At 68.6% G+C, this 17,772-nt stretch carries 11 protein-coding genes and 2 pseudogenes; 9 read left to right on the top strand and 4 right to left on the bottom strand.

Annotation, left to right across the window (positions count from 1 at the left end):
• Window positions 1–614: 614 nt before the first annotated feature.
• Entirely contained in the window at window positions 615–1,166 is a 552-nt protein-coding gene (locus GA0115233_RS36695; RefSeq protein WP_176712069.1) for an ImmA/IrrE family metallo-endopeptidase, read from the bottom strand.
• The gene (locus GA0115233_RS36690) at window positions 1,163–1,696 is read right to left on the bottom strand and encodes a helix-turn-helix domain-containing protein (protein WP_093724665.1); all 534 of its coding nucleotides are present in this window, start codon (window positions 1,694–1,696) and stop codon (window positions 1,163–1,165) included. The genes GA0115233_RS36695 and GA0115233_RS36690 overlap by 4 nt, the downstream gene beginning before the upstream one ends.
• 138 nt (window positions 1,697–1,834) lie before the next feature.
• Here GA0115233_RS36690 and GA0115233_RS36685 point away from each other — a divergent pair, with 138 nt between their 5' ends.
• From GA0115233_RS36685 to GA0115233_RS42080, 5 genes and pseudogenes are all read left to right on the top strand, one after another.
• On the top strand, window positions 1,835–2,098 hold the full coding sequence (locus GA0115233_RS36685) for a hypothetical protein (protein ID WP_093724664.1): 264 nt from the start codon (window positions 1,835–1,837) through the stop codon (window positions 2,096–2,098).
• 17 nt (window positions 2,099–2,115) lie between these two features.
• Entirely contained in the window at window positions 2,116–2,559 is a 444-nt protein-coding gene (locus tag GA0115233_RS36680; RefSeq protein ID WP_093724663.1) for a hypothetical protein, read from the top strand.
• Entirely contained in the window at window positions 2,556–3,056 is a 501-nt protein-coding gene (locus tag GA0115233_RS36675) for a Mov34/MPN/PAD-1 family protein (protein WP_093724662.1), read from the top strand. The genes GA0115233_RS36680 and GA0115233_RS36675 overlap by 4 nt, the downstream gene beginning before the upstream one ends.
• Window positions 3,046–4,527: a ThiF family adenylyltransferase gene (locus tag GA0115233_RS36670; protein WP_093724661.1), complete on the top strand. Its 1,482-nt coding sequence runs from the start codon at window positions 3,046–3,048 to the stop codon at window positions 4,525–4,527. The genes GA0115233_RS36675 and GA0115233_RS36670 overlap by 11 nt, the downstream gene beginning before the upstream one ends.
• A gap of 306 nt (window positions 4,528–4,833) precedes the next feature.
• Window positions 4,834–5,028 (top strand): annotated as a pseudogene (locus GA0115233_RS42080) (helix-turn-helix domain-containing protein); the annotation flags it as partial.
• Window positions 5,029–5,226: 198 nt separating this feature from the next.
• Here the strand turns inward: GA0115233_RS42080 and GA0115233_RS42075 are convergent.
• On the bottom strand, window positions 5,227–9,126 hold the full coding sequence (locus GA0115233_RS42075; protein ID WP_255310476.1) for a hypothetical protein: 3,900 nt from the start codon (window positions 9,124–9,126) through the stop codon (window positions 5,227–5,229).
• A gap of 124 nt (window positions 9,127–9,250) precedes the next feature.
• On the opposite strand from GA0115233_RS42075, the gene GA0115233_RS36660 reads away from it, so the two are divergent.
• The gene (locus GA0115233_RS36660; protein WP_255310475.1) at window positions 9,251–10,405 is read left to right on the top strand and encodes a hypothetical protein; all 1,155 of its coding nucleotides are present in this window, start codon (window positions 9,251–9,253) and stop codon (window positions 10,403–10,405) included.
• 48 nt (window positions 10,406–10,453) lie between these two features.
• Here GA0115233_RS36660 and GA0115233_RS36655 read toward each other — a convergent pair whose 3' ends face one another.
• A complete protein-coding gene (locus GA0115233_RS36655; protein WP_093724667.1) occupies window positions 10,454–11,398 on the bottom strand; it encodes a DUF5655 domain-containing protein in 945 nt (314 codons plus the stop codon).
• Between the two features lie 373 nt (window positions 11,399–11,771).
• Here GA0115233_RS36655 and GA0115233_RS36650 point away from each other — a divergent pair, with 373 nt between their 5' ends.
• From GA0115233_RS36650 to GA0115233_RS36640, 3 genes and pseudogenes are all read left to right on the top strand, one after another.
• Window positions 11,772–12,989: a serine/threonine-protein kinase gene (locus tag GA0115233_RS36650; protein ID WP_093724660.1), complete on the top strand. Its 1,218-nt coding sequence runs from the start codon at window positions 11,772–11,774 to the stop codon at window positions 12,987–12,989.
• A gap of 113 nt (window positions 12,990–13,102) precedes the next feature.
• On the top strand, window positions 13,103–16,279 hold the full coding sequence (locus GA0115233_RS36645; protein ID WP_093724659.1) for a DEAD/DEAH box helicase: 3,177 nt from the start codon (window positions 13,103–13,105) through the stop codon (window positions 16,277–16,279).
• Window positions 16,276–17,772, top strand: a pseudogene (locus GA0115233_RS36640) (hypothetical protein); the annotation flags it as partial. The gene GA0115233_RS36645 and the pseudogene GA0115233_RS36640, both read left to right, overlap by 4 nt.

Below are 17,772 nucleotides of genomic sequence, written 5' to 3'. Positions count from 1 at the left end.
AGGCAACGCAACAGCACCTCACTCGTGAGGACTTCGTCTTGGCGGGGCCAGAGGAATAGAGACTAGGAACGGAGAACGGCTGGCCCGCAGATACAGAGCGAGCGGCTGGTGGCACGTGAAACACGCGTCACCGGGGCTTGGAGATAACCCCATCGCCGCAGGTGAGCGAGGGTGCGTGGACCTGATCTGAAACGCTTGGCCCCGATCTGGAAGCGCTCAGCAGATTGCTGCAGGTCAGCAGGGGTCCTTCCCGTCGCTTGAGTATCCGCTCTGACACTCAGCGCACCGCCCGCACAGCTGCCTCCACGGTGCCGGGGCTGGCCCCGCGGGCAAGGGTGAACGCATGAGCATCGCTGCCACGGAAGTAGGTCGGACGTTGCTGATCGTTCTGCTGGCGCACGTCAACAGAACGATCCTCCTTGAGTAGCTGCCCGGCGGGACCGCCGGGCGCCCGCTGAGCGTCGACGTACCGTCACACTGCTCGTACGCGCGCGTCGTTCATCGCTGGCGGCAGCCTGGCATGCGCCATAGAGCCCGCCAGCCGAAGTGCTTGGCCGCTCCCACGCACGTCCCGGCGGTAGGCGGCAGACCGACAGCGCCTTCCTCGGGCACCGTCAGCGGCCTCGGACCTGTTTGGCCACCCCAGTGGTGTTGTACCGGTACCGGGCCATCTCCTCGGTTACTCCGTAGTGCTCGGCGATCTGCGCTGGCCCCCACTGGCGGCGGACTGCGCCGAGCAGCAGGGGGCGGGGAAGCATGAGTGTTCCGCCAAAGGCGGTGGCTTGTTCTTCCTCGTCGGGGCGGCAGGTCCTGAAGGGCATGCCATTGACTTCGCGGATCTCGGTGAGGTCATGCTCGAGGACGAGGTGGGAGAGCTCGTGGGCTACGTCGCTTGCCCTGCGGCCCGGGGTTCGGAGCGGGTTGGTGACGACGATGTTCCTGCCGGAGACCTGGAAGGTCGCGGCGGAGAAGGCGTACGCCTGGACCCGTTCGAGTTCCTCGAGGCGGGTGCGGCTGACGAGCTTCTCGGCGCTGACGACCTTGACCTTGAGGTGGTCGGCGAGGTCGTCGACGTTCAGGGCATCGGTGTCGCTGAGGTCGAGTTCGCGGCGCAGCCGGAGGGCTTCTCGTTCGGCGTTGGCCTTGAAGCCTCGGGGGAGGGTCACAGTTCGCCTGCTTCGACGAGTCGTTCGAGTTCGGTGTTCATGTCGGTGAGCAGGTCGGCGAGCCGCTGGGGGACGCCAGGACGCAGCACCGAGGCAGCCCGGAGGTGACAGGCGAGGGCAGGTACGGCGGGGACCGCCTCCTTCGCTAGGGCGTCGTAGAGGTCGCGCAGAACGGAGCTGATCTTGTTCGCCGCGTCGTCAGTGAGCCGAGGGTCTGCGTGGAGGTGGGTGATGGCCTGATCGAGGGGCGAGATCTGGCGGGTGGCGGTCGGGGTGAAGAAACGGCTCGGGGAGACGCCGAGCCAGGCGCAGAGGCGGGTGAAGGTGGCGAGGTCGGGCTGGGCGCCGGCTTCGACCCGGGTGAGGGTGCTGAAGCTGACGCCAGCTTCGGCGGCGGCCTGCCGGAGGGAGAGGGGGCCGCGGTGTTCCTTCAGGAGGCGTCCGAGTTCGGCGATGTCGAACTGTTCGACAGCGTCCGGTCCGGTCGCTTCGGGGTCCGGTAGGGGGAGCTGGCTCCGGTCGGGGCTCATACGGGCAGCGTAGCGCGCAGCAATGCGGCGATGAAGCTTGACTGCATCGACCCGAGGTGATCACACTGGCATCACTGACGCTTTGCTGAATCAGCAGGGTGCTCGTCCACCAACCCTCGAACGACCCGGGAGGTCGGTATGCCCCAGCCCCACGAGATCAAGACCACGGTGACCTCCGCTCTCGCCGAGCACCCGTACCAGCACGACTACGCGCCGCAGGTGACCGCGGCGAGCGTCCTGTCCGACGCCCTCGCCGCCTTCGGCTTCGCCAGCGACGGCACCACCCGCTACTACCTGTTCCACGACGGGCACGAGGTCCCGCCCGAGGCAACGGTGGGCGAGCTGGCCGGGCACGCCAGGGCCCTGCACCTGAAGCTGCGCACCGAGACCACCAACGGCTAGAGGCCGGGGAGTCAGTCGTGGATCTCGAGAGCCGTCTGCGGCTGGCGGGCGACGTCCCGGCGGTCGAGGAGTTCCTCTCCTCGACCGCCGGCCGCCTCCACCACCGCGACCAGGACCCCGACGGCCTGTTCTGGGCCGAGGTGCAACCGAACAACGGTGAGCGCGCAGCGTTCACCGCCCGGATCGAGTGGACGGTCTACCCGGACCGGCCGCCCTCCCTCGTCTTCGTCGAGTCGATCGGCGCCTCCGGAGTCGGAGCGCCCAGTGCCTGGCCGGGAGCGAATGGCTACCGCTACGGCTCCAACGACGTGTGCAAGCCGTTCACTGCCGAAGGCCAGAGGCTCCACCCCGAGTGGAGCAGCGGGCCGCACTCCTGGCGGAGCACCGGCAATCCCTTCCTGTACGTGGTGGAGAACGTGCAGGACGACATCGATCGCGTTGACGGGAGGCGCGCCGGATGATCACCGACACGAGGAAGCTCGTGCTGCCGGCCGGCGCGGTCGACCCGGTGCTCCAGGAGATTCGGCGACACGGACTGGCCGACCGGGAGACCGGCGCGCTGCTGCTGACCGGGCAGTCGGACATGCGCGTGCTGGTCGTGGCGATGGCCGGGACGGCGGGGATCGGGCGGGGGCGGGGTCTGTTCACGGTGAGCGCGGTCGCGTACGACCGGCTGTTCACCTTCGCCGAGGAACGGTCCTACCGGGTGCGGGCGATGATCCACTCGCACCCCGAGGAGGCTTTCCTGTCGCGGACCGATCGCGTGTACTCATTGCGGGTGCCGGGGTTCGTCAGTGCTGTCGTCCCCACCTACGCGGCGCCGCCCGCTGACCCGGCGTCGTGGGGGTGGTGGCGTTTCGAGCGGGACTGGGGGCCCTGCACCGTTCCGGTTGTCGACCAGGCGCTGCCTCCGGTGCGCACGGTGGTGTTTGACGAGGAGGGTGTCCGTGAGTACTGACTACAGCCGCAGCGTACGCCTGGGCGGCCTGGCCGCCGGCGTGGAAGAGGCCACCCTGCGGGAGCGGATGGAGGGCATCCTGATACACCTGACCGCGGACGGGTGCCTGCCCGCGGCCGCCGAGACTCTCGAGGTACTGGTGGCGGACCTGCGCCGGTGGCCGGTCCGGCTGAGTCTGGACCCCGGCCGCGGACCGGGACGGCTCGACGACAAACTCATCCGCAGGCTGGTGGAAACGGCGACCGGGATCGATCCGGACCGGCCGCTCCGCATCGGCGAGGCCCAGGGCGAGGCGCCGATGCATCTGCACGTGGGAACCGCACCACCGCCGGGTACTGCGGTGGCCGGTGCGCCGGACGGGCACGGGGTCCGTCTGCGGCACGCCGGTCATCCTTTCCCCCAGCTCAACGCGCCCGGCACCGGGCTGGGCGCAGTCCTCACTGCGGCGATGCTGGCCGGCGAGGCGTTCAAGGTCGTTGCCGGGCTGCCGGAGGGGAAGTTCCAGGTGACCCCGGTGGTGGACTTCTGCCCCGTCCTCCCCGGTGAGCAACCCGGGACCGTCGTCGCCCCGCTGCCCGCGCTGGAGCAGGTGCTGCTGGGCGGGGGCGGCGCGATCGGCACCGGCATCGCCCTGGTCCTGGACCTGCTGCAGGTCTCCGGCGAGTTGACGGTGGTGGACAAGGAGGTCTTCGAGAAGCCGAACGTCACCTCGTACAGCATCGGCACCCTGGCCGACGCGGCTGCGGGCCTGCCGAAGGTGCGGTTGATCGACGCACGCCTACGGCGGGTAGAGGTGACCCCGTTCCACGGGACGATCCAGGCTTCCATCGAGGCCGTCGATGCGGGCACCCTGCCGTGGCCCCGGATCGTCCTCGGCGGATTGGACAGCGTCGAGGCCCGGCACGACCTGCAGCGGTTGCAGGTCGATCTCACCCTGGACGGCAGCACCGGCGGCCCAGTCGGCACCACCGTCGCCCTGCACGAGGCGCTGCCCACCGGCCCCTGCCTGCGCTGCTACTTCAGGACCAACCACACCGGGAAGAGCGCGGAGCAGCGACTGCATGAACTGACCGGGCTCCCGCTGTCCCGAATCGCCCGCGGGCAGGAGCCGCTGACCGAACGGGACCTGGAAGGTCTGGACGATCAACAGCGGGAGCTCGTCGGGCAGTTCCTCGGACGGCCGGTGTGCGGGCTGATCAACTCGGCTGAGCTGACCGGTGGAACGGACGACGGGTTCCGTCCTTCGGCCGCGTTCGTGGCCCAGCAGGCCGCCTGCCTCGTCGTCGGCGCCTGGATCGCACGCAGCACGGGCCTGTTCAGCGGGCCTCCACGACGCATCGAATACGACACCCGCTTCGGCCCCCGGCCCGACCAGATGATCGACCACCGGCTTCCCACCCCCGGGTGCGTGTGCCAGAAGGACGCTGCTCTCATCAACCTCATCCGAGAAGCCCGACGCACCCGCCGTTGACGCCCGGTTGGAGGTGGCGACAGGGAGCGGAATGTGCAGGGTGGTACGGAACGGTTAAAACGACCACTGCCGGAGCGCCGTCCCGTACGCGCTCCGCAGGGTCTGACCTAAAGAATCTTCAGGTCAGCAGCCTATCTGCCTGGCCACGCCACTCAGCACCAACTATCCAAGACCTCACACGGACGCCCATCCCGCGTCACCAGCCGTCGATCTCGGTGAAGGACTGTCAGGAACCCGGCGCACCACTGAGGTTTTCGTTCTGTTGTCGGTGGTGGCAGGTAGTGATCCCTGCGGTATGCCGGTGGTATGCGGTACGCGCAGGGTGGGGGCCTGACCGCTGAGCGGCGGGCGTTTCGTGAACAGGTGCGGCTGGAGGCCGGGGTCCGTTTCGAGGCGGGCGAGAAGACATCAGCGATCGCCCGGGATCTGCGGGTCAGCGAGCGGTCGGTGGAGCGCTGGCGGTCGGCCTGGCGCGAGGGCGGCGTCCAGGCTTTGCGTTCGGCGTCACGCGCCGCTGACCCCTCAGCGCCGCAGTGGCTGGTCACTGGTACACCACGACCGGGCCCTCGGCCCACCCTGCGGCGAAGCTGCTGGCCCCGTCCAGCGGGGCTTCCTCGACGCAGTTGGGGAGCCCAGTGGGATCGAACTCACCTGCCCGGAAGGCCCATCAGGCACTCCCGGGCTGGTTGCGGTTCCGGATCAGGTGGGGTAGCCGGTGCGGCTGCGCTGCTGCATGCCCCGGAAGGCCGAGGCGGAACTGTCGAGGCGTTCCAGCGCGGTGGTGGCGAACGCCTGTACCAAGGCGTCGGGGTGGGACTTCAGCTTCTCCGCAGCCTCCCGGCGAGGGCGGATCACGGCGTCCAAGTCGGTGAAGACGGCGTTCACCGCGGCCAACCCGTGCAGGATGAGCTCCTGGCTTTCAGGGGCCAGGCCAGCAACCAGGAGCTCTGGGACAACCTGTACCCAGGTGCTGCTCGACCAGGCCAGGTGAACCGCCTTCGCTGCTCGGCGGCGTGCGCTCGGCGGTCCGTCGGCCCACTCGACTAGTGCTCGCGACCAGGCGTCAGTGTCCTTGCCGATCGCAGTGAACGTCTCGCACAGCGCGTCTTCGACGGAGTCGTTGAGGGCGGTGGCCGGTGCTGTCGACCAGCGCTGCTCGAACGCGGCGGTGATCTCGTCACGCACCGCAATGTCGAGGCTCTCGAGGTGTTCCGTCCAGGAAGCCGGCAGGCGGCGACCGCCGAGGACATGTCCTGCCAGGACCTGGGCGAACCGCTCGGGCGACCGGCGGGCGATCTGGATTACTCCGTGGCTGATGAGGCCCAGGCTGTCGTTGTTCAGGAGGCCGGTGGTGTCGGTGGTGAGCCCCCGCTCCAGCACGGCCACGCAAGCGTTCACCGCTGCGGGGTCCACCGGTGCGTTGGAGCGGAGCACCATCCCGATCGCCTCCAGTACCGCAGGAACCGCCTGATCCGGCCCCTGGGTGCCGAGCAGGACCAGGCGCTCCAGTCGGTCCTCGGCTGATCGCGTGCAGTGCCACGTGTGCCGGGCGACCTGTGTGCAGATGGCGGCCGGCTCAGTGGCCTCGGTTCCGGTTGCCGCGTCCGCGAGAGTGCGAAGGAGTTGCGCTTCCTGTTCGGGGTGGTCGTCCGCCATCGCGAGTGCGAGCCCCGCGAGCCTGGGGTCGCCCGCATGTTCCGAAACCCACTGCCAGACCCGGTCCGTGTGCTGGGTCGCCAGGCCGGCCAGCAGCGCAGCATCCCCTGGCAGTGGCCCGCTGGCGATGCGGTCCAGGACGGGATCAGCGTCAGTCGCGCTCTCGCCTACCGCTGCGGCGAAGGCCGGGAGCACCTCGTGCGCCGTACCGAAGAAGGAGGGATCGGCGGCTTCCAGCAGGCCGATGGCCTGAGCGGTGGTCAGCTGACCGGCCAGCGTGATGGCGGTGGACTTCTGGGTTGCGACGTCCTCGGCCCAGGTGGCGGTGAAGGTGTTGGGCGGCTGAACGACGAGGAGGTGCAAGAGCCCCGGGTCGCTGAGTGCCGCCACGGCGATGGGCTCGCCGTTGGCTGCAGCTCCTGCAAGGTCAGTCCGGCGGGTGCCTGTTCCGAGCGCGGCCTCGACCGCCCGTCGCCGTACGGACAGCGGAAGGTCCGTCCACCGCGCGGCGATCTTCTCGGCAAACCTCGAGGCGGCCTCCATCAGGATCTGCTCGGCGTGCGCGGGCAGCGTCTGGTGGTGGTTGCCGGGCAGGCCGCGGCCCGCGGCCTGGCGCAGCTGCTCGGGTACGGCGACCAGCGCGTTGAGGAGGTTCAGGTGCTCGGGCTGGTGCAGGGCCGGTTCGGCGAGCAGCGGTTCGAGTAGGTCGAGGGCCTGGTCGAGCTGGTGCCGGGTCTCTGGAAGGTCAGGAAGCGCTGCGGTGCTGATGTTGAGAGTGTTTGCCTGCCCGGGCGTTCCGCGCTGCATGAGCTCGACAGTGACAGTCAGGTAGGGCTGCAGGGCCGCGAGGAGGACACGGGCGACGGACTCGGGGCCCCGCTTGGCCGCATCCGCGGGGTCGAGTCCCAGTGGTGGTTCGTCGGTGCGGTCGCGGACCCAGCGCGAGATCGCGCCGAGCAGGGCGCCTCGGCGGTCCATCAGTGCTTGTCCGTTGTGCCAGTTTCTTGGACCTGTCCATGCATGGAACGTGCGCAGCAGGGTGTCGGGCTGGTGGCCGCCGAAGACAGGCCGGGCGGCATCCACCAGCCAAGCGATGTCCAGCACGGATGCCACGGCCGCCGGGATGGTCTCGGGGTTTGTGCGCGCTGCCAGTCGGGCGAACTCCTCACACAGGCGGTCCAGTTCGAACCGGTAGTAGGCGACGGCGTCTGTGTCGCCCCAGAGCTGCTCGGAGGCTGGCACCGGCCATCGCCGGGCCAGCGGTTCGGTGAGCTGCGCGAGAAGTGTCGGATCAGCGGGGGCGGCCTGGGAGGCGAGGCGAACGACGCTGGCCCAGTGGCCGAGGTGGGCGTCTTCGGGGAGCAGGCCGAGGACGAAGGTGGTGATCGCCGAGGCAGCGGCCTGGTTGCCGCTGTCGCGGGCTGCGGCGGCCAGCACGCCGATTTGTGGGTCGAGCCGCCGCGTCGCGGCTTCCAGAACGTCCGCGTGCTCCTGCGGGGTGAGCCCTGGGGTGAGACCCGAGTGGGTGGCCAGGCGGCGCAGGGCTGCGTTGGTGTCCAGCCGAACCATGGCCCCCGGAGTGAGGGCGTCGGCCAGGACAACGGCGGCGGCAAGGTCGGGGCGGAAAGTGTAGGGCGGTGTGTCCACCAGCCCGGCGTCGGCAAGGTTGTCCAGGATCCGGTCGAGCCGGTCGGGCTCAGATGGCAAACCGGAGACCGCGCCGTGGAGAACGGCGATGTCCTGACCTCCGTGGTGCCCTGCCAGGTCGCCGGCCTTGGTCAGCAGAGCGAGGCCGACCGCGACCGTCCGGTGCAGGTCAGGGTCGTCCAGCGCCCGGAGCCTGTCGGCGACCAGTTCCCGTAGGAGGTCGGAGGCGTCGCTCCAGTCGAACTTGCCATTGGACAGGGCCACCTGGCAGGCGGTGTGGGCGAGCATGGGATTGCCGCCGGCCAGGGTGATGACGGCCTTGCGGAACTCCTCCCGCTGAATCCCGTGGTCCGTGATGATGGTGTCGATCTCCGGGCGGTCCAGCCGGCGAAGCACGACCGGGGCGCCGACGTGGTTCTCGGCTCCGGCGGCGTAGAGCGTCCGGTCGCGCTGGCCCGGGCGAACAGTGAGGACCAGTCGGACCCGGTCGAACCGCTGGTCGGCGAGCATCGCGGCCACCGCGGACAGGCCTTGGCTGCGATGTGCGTCGTCGATCACGAGGATCAACGGAGCGTCCAACCCCACCTCTGTGAACGAGTCAAGCGTGAAGGGAGCCCCAGAAGGGACGACCAGGGTTGTGGCGACGGACCGGGCCGTCTCGATCGCGATCCTGGTCTTCCCGCAGCCGCCAGGGCCCTCCACCACGACGACCCGGTCCTCAGAAGACTCCGGGGCGAGCCGGGCGCGGAGCTGATTCTCGATTTCGGCAGTGCCGCGGAGCTCAGCGGCCATCCCCGGCACCGTGCGGGAGAGCCGATCCAGGTACACCTCCGCAGTGGCCAGGGCCCTGGGCCGGCGCGGGCGGACCCCCAGCTCAGCCTCGGCCACCCAGCGCAGGTCGTCCGCCTCCAGCTCGACGACGAGCTCGCCGAGGTCGATGATCTCCAGGTTCACGCCGAAGTCGTTCTTCGCCCGCTCCCTCTGCTTCTTCTTCGAGATGTCGTTCGTCGAACGGTTCGTCACGAAGATGGCCGGCGCGGTACGCCCGTGCTGCTTGTGCTTCTCCAACTCGATGGTGAGCTTCTTGATCCACGTACGCTGCATGCTGACCCACAGCGCCATGTCGATCTCGTCCTCGAACAAGGGGCGGCTGTAGCCGTCGAGACCTGTGTCACCGGTGGCGCTGGTGAGGCGGAGATTGGGGTCGCGCTTCCGGAGCACCCACAGGGCCACCCGTTCCAGGGCCCGATCGTCCGTGAGCTGTTCCAGCGCCATCTTTGCGGTTTCGTACAGCACCCCTCGCCCCTCCGCCTCACTGAGACCTGCGCGGGACCATTCTCCTCCGCCTCGCTGCCGGACCGGTTAGTAGGACGCGTCGCCGTGTTGAGCGGTTGTCGGTGCGGCTCCGTAAGCTGCCGACATGAACACCGTGCGCGCCAGGGTCTGGCAGTTCGAGATCGCTCCGGGGGCGGGCGGTGATCCCAGCGTTCACGCGAAGAAGCTTGGCGGCATGGCCTTACCCGTCCATCTCGCTCGCCTGGTTCACATCAACGCGTTGGCCTGCGACTTCCGGCGAGTCGTCGACTACCGCATCCGTTTGCACGAGGCCCGGCTGCTGACCAGCTATCTCGCCGCCCCAAGCGGTCTGGCTCTTCAGGTCGACTACTCGTCTCTGCTGGCTACATCGCTGCACGTCCGACGGTTCATCAGCGAGTGTGCTGGGCTGGGGGTGATGACAGCCGGGAGTGAGAAGTTGTTCTCCTGGAAGCCTGGGCGTGACACTCTCCATAGCTTCGATGTCCTCCCGCCCGGCCCGTTGCAGACCAAGTACGGGACATTCGGAGTCAGGCCGGACCTTCTGTTCCACCTGCCGAACGGGCCCGTCGCCGGAGAGGCGCGTGGACGTCATCGCGAGGCGAAAACGCTGTTCCCGAAGAAACCAGATTCAAACCAAAAGGAGCGGCTCCTTCAACTCGCCGCCTGGTCTGCCGACTTGAAGGATCACCCGTACTTCATGAGCTGGGTATGGATCGGCGCGACCGGCGTGGGAGTTGACATCTTCATCCCCAAAGCCGGTTGGTGGGGCGGTGACGGTCTGCAACTCGGAGCGATCCAGGAGGAGTACGAGCCAGATTGGTGGATTGAGCCGCCGCGTCGGGTGCGGAGCCCCGAGCTGGATGACGGTATGGACGGGCGACTCTCGGTCCCTCGGCGCGGAAGGACGCGTACCAACGTGGTAGCCATCAGGGACCGCACGGACGAGAGAGTGGAGGGCGTCCTCGATACGCTCTACCGGACGGCCGGCCCGACTGTCGGAAGTTTCGCAGGCGTACCTGTACGAGGTTCCTGGGCACCAGCCGACGAACTGGGCACCGCCCGTCACGACGTCCTGATCGGCATCCTGGCCGAGTACCCATCAGGGCAGCGCCGCGCCCGCCGACGTCCCGAGGGCATCGAGTTGGCGGGGAAACGGGCGGATGTCCACTTGGAGGGCCGACTCCTCACCGTCGTCCGCGAGACTGGTGGCACCTGGCCGAGTTGGGCGCAGCTTGAGGAAGAGCTCCTTGAGGTGTGAAATAGCAACGTCCCGCCGCAGCGGCCATCACGGTTCCCACCTCGAAGGTCAGGCTGCCTCGAACGCCCGCTGGATTAGCGGTCCCGCCTTCTCCAGGTCGGCTGCCGAGGCGATACGGACCTCCAGGTCGCCCGTCCCGAGGTGGCCGATACCGCGCATGTCACGCGAGAAGCCCTCCTCGAGCTCGACCATGTCCGGGTCGATCTTGAGGTAGATCAGGATCGCCCCATGCTTCGGGCGGAAGATGACGGAGGCGACGTTCACCATCCGGCGGTAGGCGATGTAGTGCCGAAGTTGAGCCACCTCGACCTCGCCCCAGGCGGTGAGGGCCTCGTCCAGTTCGGCGTACAGGTTCCGCAGGCAGCCAGGAATCGCGGCAGCAGTAGCGGTGGCCTGGACGGACGTCTCCCCGTCGTTGCTGGCGGCACTAGCCGTGACCTCCCGCTCGCGACTCTGACGCCGGCCCGAGGTCGGTCTTGTAGATCCGGGCGTGGACTCGATCAGTAGCAGGCTCAGCAGCCCACCTTCGAAGAGGCGGTAGCGCACCAGGTCGATCCGCTCGCGCAGGCGATGCACTGCGACTCGGTCGTGGTGCGAGAAACCAGCGGCTATGCAGACCATCCGAGGGTTCCGCCAGTCGATCGACTCGGCGGCCTCGGAGCCCAGCTTCTCCTTGACCAGTGCCTCGAACTCGTGGCGCGCGGAGTCCAACCACGACAGATAGGAGACAGCCTGCGACAGGACGCCGCTGTCGGCGCCCTTCTTATATTCGATCAGCGCAGGTGTGCCGTTCTCGTCCAGACCCATTGAGTCGATCCGGCCCCGGTGCCACGGTCCCGTCGGGTATTCCGACGCCAGGAACCGGATGCCGAGCATCGACTCCATCCCCGCCTCGATCCGACGCTGAAGCTCCACCTCCAGCCCCACCGTCGAACCCTGTAGCTCGACGTCCCGGCCATCGGCATCCAGCCGGAACAGCTTCAGGTCGGTCACCAGCGTCCCTCTCTGCGCGATCTCTACAGGAGAAGCAATGGAAACCGGGCCCGTGACTATTCCGATCTGGCTTTGAGCCTGCTTCGTCCTCCGGACCTGCTCCCAGGACAGACACGCATAGGTCTGTTGGCCCCGCTGCCGAATGTGGACGGAGCGGGGCGACACTTCCTGTATCCACAGCCAGCTTCCGGACAAGATCCTTGCAGCTGGTCCTGGTCCGATGTGATCACTTCCTCCTATGCGATGCCGATCAGTAGGCTGTAGCGGTGATTCGTCGGTGTCCATGCCCCTCGTGCTTTGCTTCTTCTATGGCGGAGTGGGGGCATACGCCGAGCGAGGGTGTGCTTTTGCTGCGGGAGTCAGGGGGTGTGCGGTGAGCGGCGCGTCTCTGCCGTCACGTATCGGCCCGTACCTCGTCGAGCGGCTGCTCGGCGCGGGCGGGATGGGGGAGGTGTACCTCGCCTACTCGGTCGCGGGGGAACCGGTCGCCGTGAAGGTGATCCGGCCCGACCGCACGGACCCGCACACCCGCGCCCGCTTTGAACGCGAGGCGACCATCGCGCGCACGATCTCGGGAACGGGCCGCGTGGCCCGTTTCATCGAGGCGGATCCGTTCGCCGAGCAGCCTTGGCTGGCCATGGACTACGTCCCGGGCCGTCCGCTCTCCGATGTCGTGAAGGACCAGGGTCCGCTGTCTACGCCACTCGTGGCGAGCCTTGGCGCGCTGCTGGCCGAGGGGCTTGCTGCGGTGCATGCCGCGGGTCTGGTGCACCGCGATCTGAAGGCGCAGAATGTCGTCCTCGGTGACTTCGGTCCGGTGATCATCGACTTCGGTCTGGGCGCCTTCGTCGGGGCATCCAAGGGATCGCTCACACAGGCCGGCGTGGTCATCGGCACAGTTCGCTGCATGCCGCCCGAGCAGGCCCTGGGTGAGCTGGACGTGACGCAGGCCGCTGACGTGTACGGCCTCGGCACCGTGCTTCTGTACGCGGCGACTGGGCACTACCCGTACGACGGCGCCCGGTGGGAGGCGGTGGCCGCTCAGGTGGTCAACGCCGAGATCGGCCCCGATCTGTCCGGGCTGCCCGATGCACTGACCCCCGTCGTGTCGGCCATGCTGGCGCACAAGGCGGAGGACCGCCCCTCCCTGGAGGAGGTGACCCGGCAGTGTGCCGATCTGATGCGTCTGCTGGGTACGAGCCCGGCCCGGGCACGGCGCGCTCTGATCCAGGAGACGACGCCGAAGGACCACCCCACGATGGTGCTGCCCCAGCCTGACTCGCCCATGCTGGACCGGCTCGACTCACTGGAGAGGCTGCTGCGCGAAGAGTCGGCGTCGCCGGCGCCGAGCGCCCCCGCCCCGCCTTCCCATGTTGAATCCGGTTCGGACGCCTCCGACACTCCGGCCGAGAGGGATGTCGAGAAGGGCGTGGAGAACTCGCCCCCACTCGTGCGGAAGCCCGAGCCCGGGAGCGGCGACGCGGCTGAACCCACGCCGCGAAGGGGCCGTCCCCCTGCTTCCCAGCGGGTCGCAGACGAACTGCGCAAGCGCTATGCGATGGGGCCGGCGCTCGCCTGGTCGAAGCGCTGAACCGCTCCGCTCTTACTCCCTTTCGCCGACGGGGCCGGTCCGGGGATACAAAAGGGGGGGCACGGGCACACCCCACATCTCGATCGAGCACACAGTCCACAGAGGAGCACCACGTGACCACGGCGATGCAGCCCGAGGTTCCTGAGGCGCGCGACGCCGATGCGGCGCGGTCGGCGTACCCGGCCGGTGCGAAGCCGACCTTCGCGCCCGGCGCCCAGGTGCGCATCCGCCACGAGCAGTGGCTCGTGAAGTCCGTCGACGAGTCCCGCGACGGACTGATGGTCGAGGCCAGCGGGGTGTCCTCGTTCGTCCGGGGCACGGACGCGGTGTTCTACTCCGGCCTTGACCAGATCGACGTACTCGATCCGCGCAAGACCCGGCTCGTGCCCGATGACACCTCCAGGCACGCCAAGGCCCGTCTGTACCTGGAGGCGGTGATCCGCAAGACCGCGCTGCCGCAGACCGAGCACGGCATCGCACTCGCCGACTCCTTCCTCATGGACCGGCAGGAGCACCAGCTGCGCCCCGCCGAGCTGGCACTGTCCATGCGCAACCCGCAGCCCCGGCTGCTGATCGCTGACGTGGTTGGGCTGGGCAAGACGCTGGAGATCGGCGTCGCGCTCTCGGAGCTGATCCGGCGCGGGCGTGGCGAGCGCATTCTCGTGGTCACGCCTGCCCATGTGCTGGAGCAGTTCCAGCGCGAGCTGTGGACCCGCTTCGCTCTGCCGCTGGTGCGCCTGGACTCCACCGGCATCCAGCGCATTCAGCAGGAGATCCCGGCGGGCCGGAACCCGTTCGCCCACTTCAAGCGCGTCATCGTCTCCGTCGACACCCTCAAGTCGGCGACGTACGCCCACCACCTGGAGAACATCACCTGGGATGCGGTGGTCATCGACGAGTCGCACAACCTCGTGAACAAGGGCACCCGCAACAACCTCCTAGCCCGCCGTCTCGCCGAGCAGACCGATGCGCTGATCCTGGCCTCCGCCACTCCGCACAACGGCGACGCCGAATCCTTCGCCGAGCTGATTCGGATGCTCGACCCGGCGGCGATCGCCGACCCCAAGAACTACAAGGTCGCCGACCTCGACCACCTCTACATCAGGCGCACCAAGTCCGACCGCGAGGTACGCGACGGCCTCAAGGACAAGCCCTGGGCCGAACGCGGCGACTCCCTGCCGGTGCCGGCTCCGGCGACACGGAAGGAGGTCGCCGTCCTGGAGAAGCTCGCGAGCGAATGGACGCCGGGCGACCCGAACCGGTCGTCGGTCTGCGCCGATCCCCTGGTCGGCTACAACTTCCTGAAGGCGTTCCTCTCCTCCCACGTCGCCCTGCGTGAATCCCTGGCCAACCGGCGTGCCTACCTGGACAACCCGAAGAGCGTCACGGCGAAGGGCAAGGCCAAGACCGCGCCGGACACCCCCGAGCGCCGCGCCGCTCTCGCCGCCGAGAGCAAGGCCCTCGCCGAGCTGGAGGCGCTGGTCGCGGACTTCACCGACCAGGACTCCGCCAAGCTCGACGCACTCGTCCGCACGCTGAAGGACGACCTCGGCGTCGGCCCGCACTCCGAGCGCCGCGTCGTGATCTTCTCCGAGCGGGTCCACACCCTGGACTGGCTGGCCCAGGAGGTCCCGGCCCGGCTTGGCTTCAAGAAGAAGAACCTGGCCAAGCCTGACAAGATGCGTCCCTGGAAGGCGTACGACGGCGCCGTCGAGGTCATGCACGGCGACACCACCAACGACCAGCAACAGCGGGAGATCGTCGACCGCTTCGGCCGGCGCGAGGAGCCGGTGCGGCTGCTGTTCACTGGTGACATCGCCTCCGAGGGCGTCAACCTGCACCACCAGTGCCACGACCTCATCCACTACGACCTGCCCTGGTCCCTCATCCGTATCGAGCAGCGCAACGGACGTATCGACCGTTACGGGCAGGCGGTCAGCCCCGAGTTCCGTGCGCTCACCCTCACCGCCGACGTGCCCTGGCGGCGCGACGAGGAGAGCGGCGAGATGCTCACGCTCGACGACCGGCTCGTCGGCACCCGTCTGCTGCGCCGCGAGGCCCAGGCGCACGAGATCGAGACCGGCGAGGGCAGCGCCGAGGCCGTCACGGGTCTTTACGACGACAAGAAGGAAGAGGACCGCCTCACCCGCGACCTCATCAAGGGCGGCACCGTCGAGCGGTCCATCAAGCAGTCCCAGCAGGAGTCTGGCGGGGTCCTCGCGGGGCTCCTCGCCGGCGCCAACGCCCGGCTCGCTGACCCGACGGCCGCTCCGGTCACTCTCGGCACGGCCGCGGTGCCCGAGGCCGACGTACCCCACGTCTTCGCCGACACCAAGGCGTACTTCCACACCGCGGTGGACCTCATCTACCCGCAGGCTGAGCGCGAGGCCCTCGACTGGAAGCCCGAGACGGCAGGCGGCCGCATCGAGTTCACCCCGCCCGACGACCTGCAGTACCGCTTCCGGGAGCTGCCGAAGTCGTATCTGGAGCAGGAGAAGATCCTCACGACGCCCAAGTACGACGGCACGCTGCGCATCACCTTCGACAAGCAGTACGCCGCCGACCGGCTGGAGGCCGCCCGCAACGCCAAGCAGGGCAAGACCGACGAGCCCACGTCCCAGTGGCCCAATGTCTCCTACGTCTCCGACATCCACCCGGTGCTCGACTGGGTGACGGACAAGGTTCTCGCCAAGCTCAAGTACGACGAGGCGTTCGTCCTCGCCTACCAGCCAGACGTAGCCAAGGCCACGCGGATCGACGCCGCTCTGCCTTCGGCCCTGACCGGCCCGGTCTATCTCCTCCAGGGCGTTTACTCCAACGCGGCGGGCAAGCCGACGGTCGTGGAGTGGATGGCCGTCACCGGCCTCGCCGAGGCGACTCCTCGCGTGTGGCGCATGGACTCGGCGTTCCTCGCCGCTTGCGGCGTGGGACCCGACATGCCCGGCCGCGCCCAGCCCGTTGACCCCGACCTCCTCCAGGAACTCGTTCCCGCGGCCGTCGATGCGGCCGAGACTCACCTGCGTGAACGCCGCGCCGACTACGACAAGCAGGTCGACTCCTACCTGGCCCCGTACGAGGACCGGGTGCAGGTCTGGGAGCAGGGCGCCCTGATCGCCGTCGGCAACCAGGAGCGCCGTCGCAAGCAGGTGTACGACACCGCCAAGCGCCGCCGCGCCCTCGTACGCCGTCTGCGGACCGACGGCGACCCGATGCTGCGGGTCCTCGGCGTCCTCGAACCCCTCCACCCTGCCACCGTCTCCGCCGCACACGCCGAGGAGTCCGCACGATGAGCTACACCTACGACTCCTTCGCCAACCGCGGCGAGTACCTCTCCGCCCACTACTTCAGCGAGGAGCTGGAGAACACCCTCAAGAAGAGCAAGGCGGGCGACGAGGGCCTGTTCACCCTGTGGACCAGCCGCGAGACCGACCCCCACGACCCGCAGCCCACTCCGCGTGAACTTCTCCCCCGGCTCCGCGGTGAGTACCTGGCCACCGTGCGTCCCTTCCTGTCCGCCCGCGCCCAGCAGGAAGAACTCGGCAGCACCTACGACGACCCCACGGGCGAGTGGGCCGAGCACCTCACCACCTGGCACACCGCCGTCCTCAAGGCCCTCGGTTACGGCGGTAACCGGTCCGAGCCGATCACTGTGCACAACGCGGGCCGGGAGTACGAACTCCAGGTCGCCTGGCACGGAGACGGCATCCTCGCGGTCGACTGCGGCTGGACCGTCAAGCTCGACGGCGCCCTCGACCCCGACGAGGCCGGACAGCTCCTCCACCCCCTCAAGACCGCCGACGGCCTCCTCGAAGTCGGTGAGAAACTGGCGGGCTGGCTCTTCCAGAGCGAACTGCACGAGCTGGGCGGCGATGCGCCCCGCTTCATCCTGCTGCTCTGCGGCGGCGTGCTCGTCCTCGCCGACCGGGGCGCCTGGGCCGAAGGCCGCTATCTCGCCGCCAGCCTGGACGCGGCCCTCGCCCGCAACGACACGGCGAAGGCCGGCGAACTCGCCCTCCTCGCCGCCCTCTTCTCCCATGACATGCTCGCGCCCCGCCCCGACGGCAAGGGCCGCCGCCTCGACGACCTGCTCAAGGCCTCCCGTGACAACGCCGTCGGCGTCAACTCCGAGCTGCGCAAGGGACTCCAGCACTCGGTCGAGATCATCGCGAACGAAGTGCTCGCCCGCCTGCGCGAGGCGGAGGTCGAGCCGCGGGAGATCGAGGACCTCAAGAAGGGCCCGTTCGCCAAACAGCTCACCCGCGAATCGCTGCGCTATCTCTACCGCATCCTCTTCCTCCTCTACGCGGAGGCCCGCCCCGAACTGGGCATCCTGCCCGCCGACGACTCGACGTACCAGACCGGGTACTCGATCGCCCGGCTGCGAGAACTGGTGGCGCGGGAGCGAAAGCTGGTCGAGGAGGACAGCCGGAACGGCTTCCACCTCTACGCCTCCCTCGACGTTCTCTTCAACAAGGTCAACTACGGCCACCGCCCGCACGGCACCGAAGCAGACGACGACAAGCCGGCCGAGGAACGCAGCCAGCTTCGCGGACTGCGCTTCGAGCCGCTGCGCAGCGAGCTGTTCGACCCCAAGGCGATCACTCTCATCGGCCGCCACATCCTCCACCCCCACTGGGACGAGGATGGCGACGAGCAGCCGCGATGGCTGGACCTGCGGCTACGCAATGCGGCGCTGCACCAGGTACTGCGTCTGCTGACCATGAAGGAGGCTGGTCAGAAGGGCAGACAGGGCGGCTTCATTTCCTACCGCAACCTCGGCATT

It is taken from the genome of Streptomyces sp. DI166, assembly GCF_900091315.1.
Taxonomy (GTDB): domain Bacteria; phylum Actinomycetota; class Actinomycetes; order Streptomycetales; family Streptomycetaceae; genus Streptomyces; species Streptomyces fuscus.
This window is presented reverse-complemented; position numbering and strand designations above follow the sequence as displayed.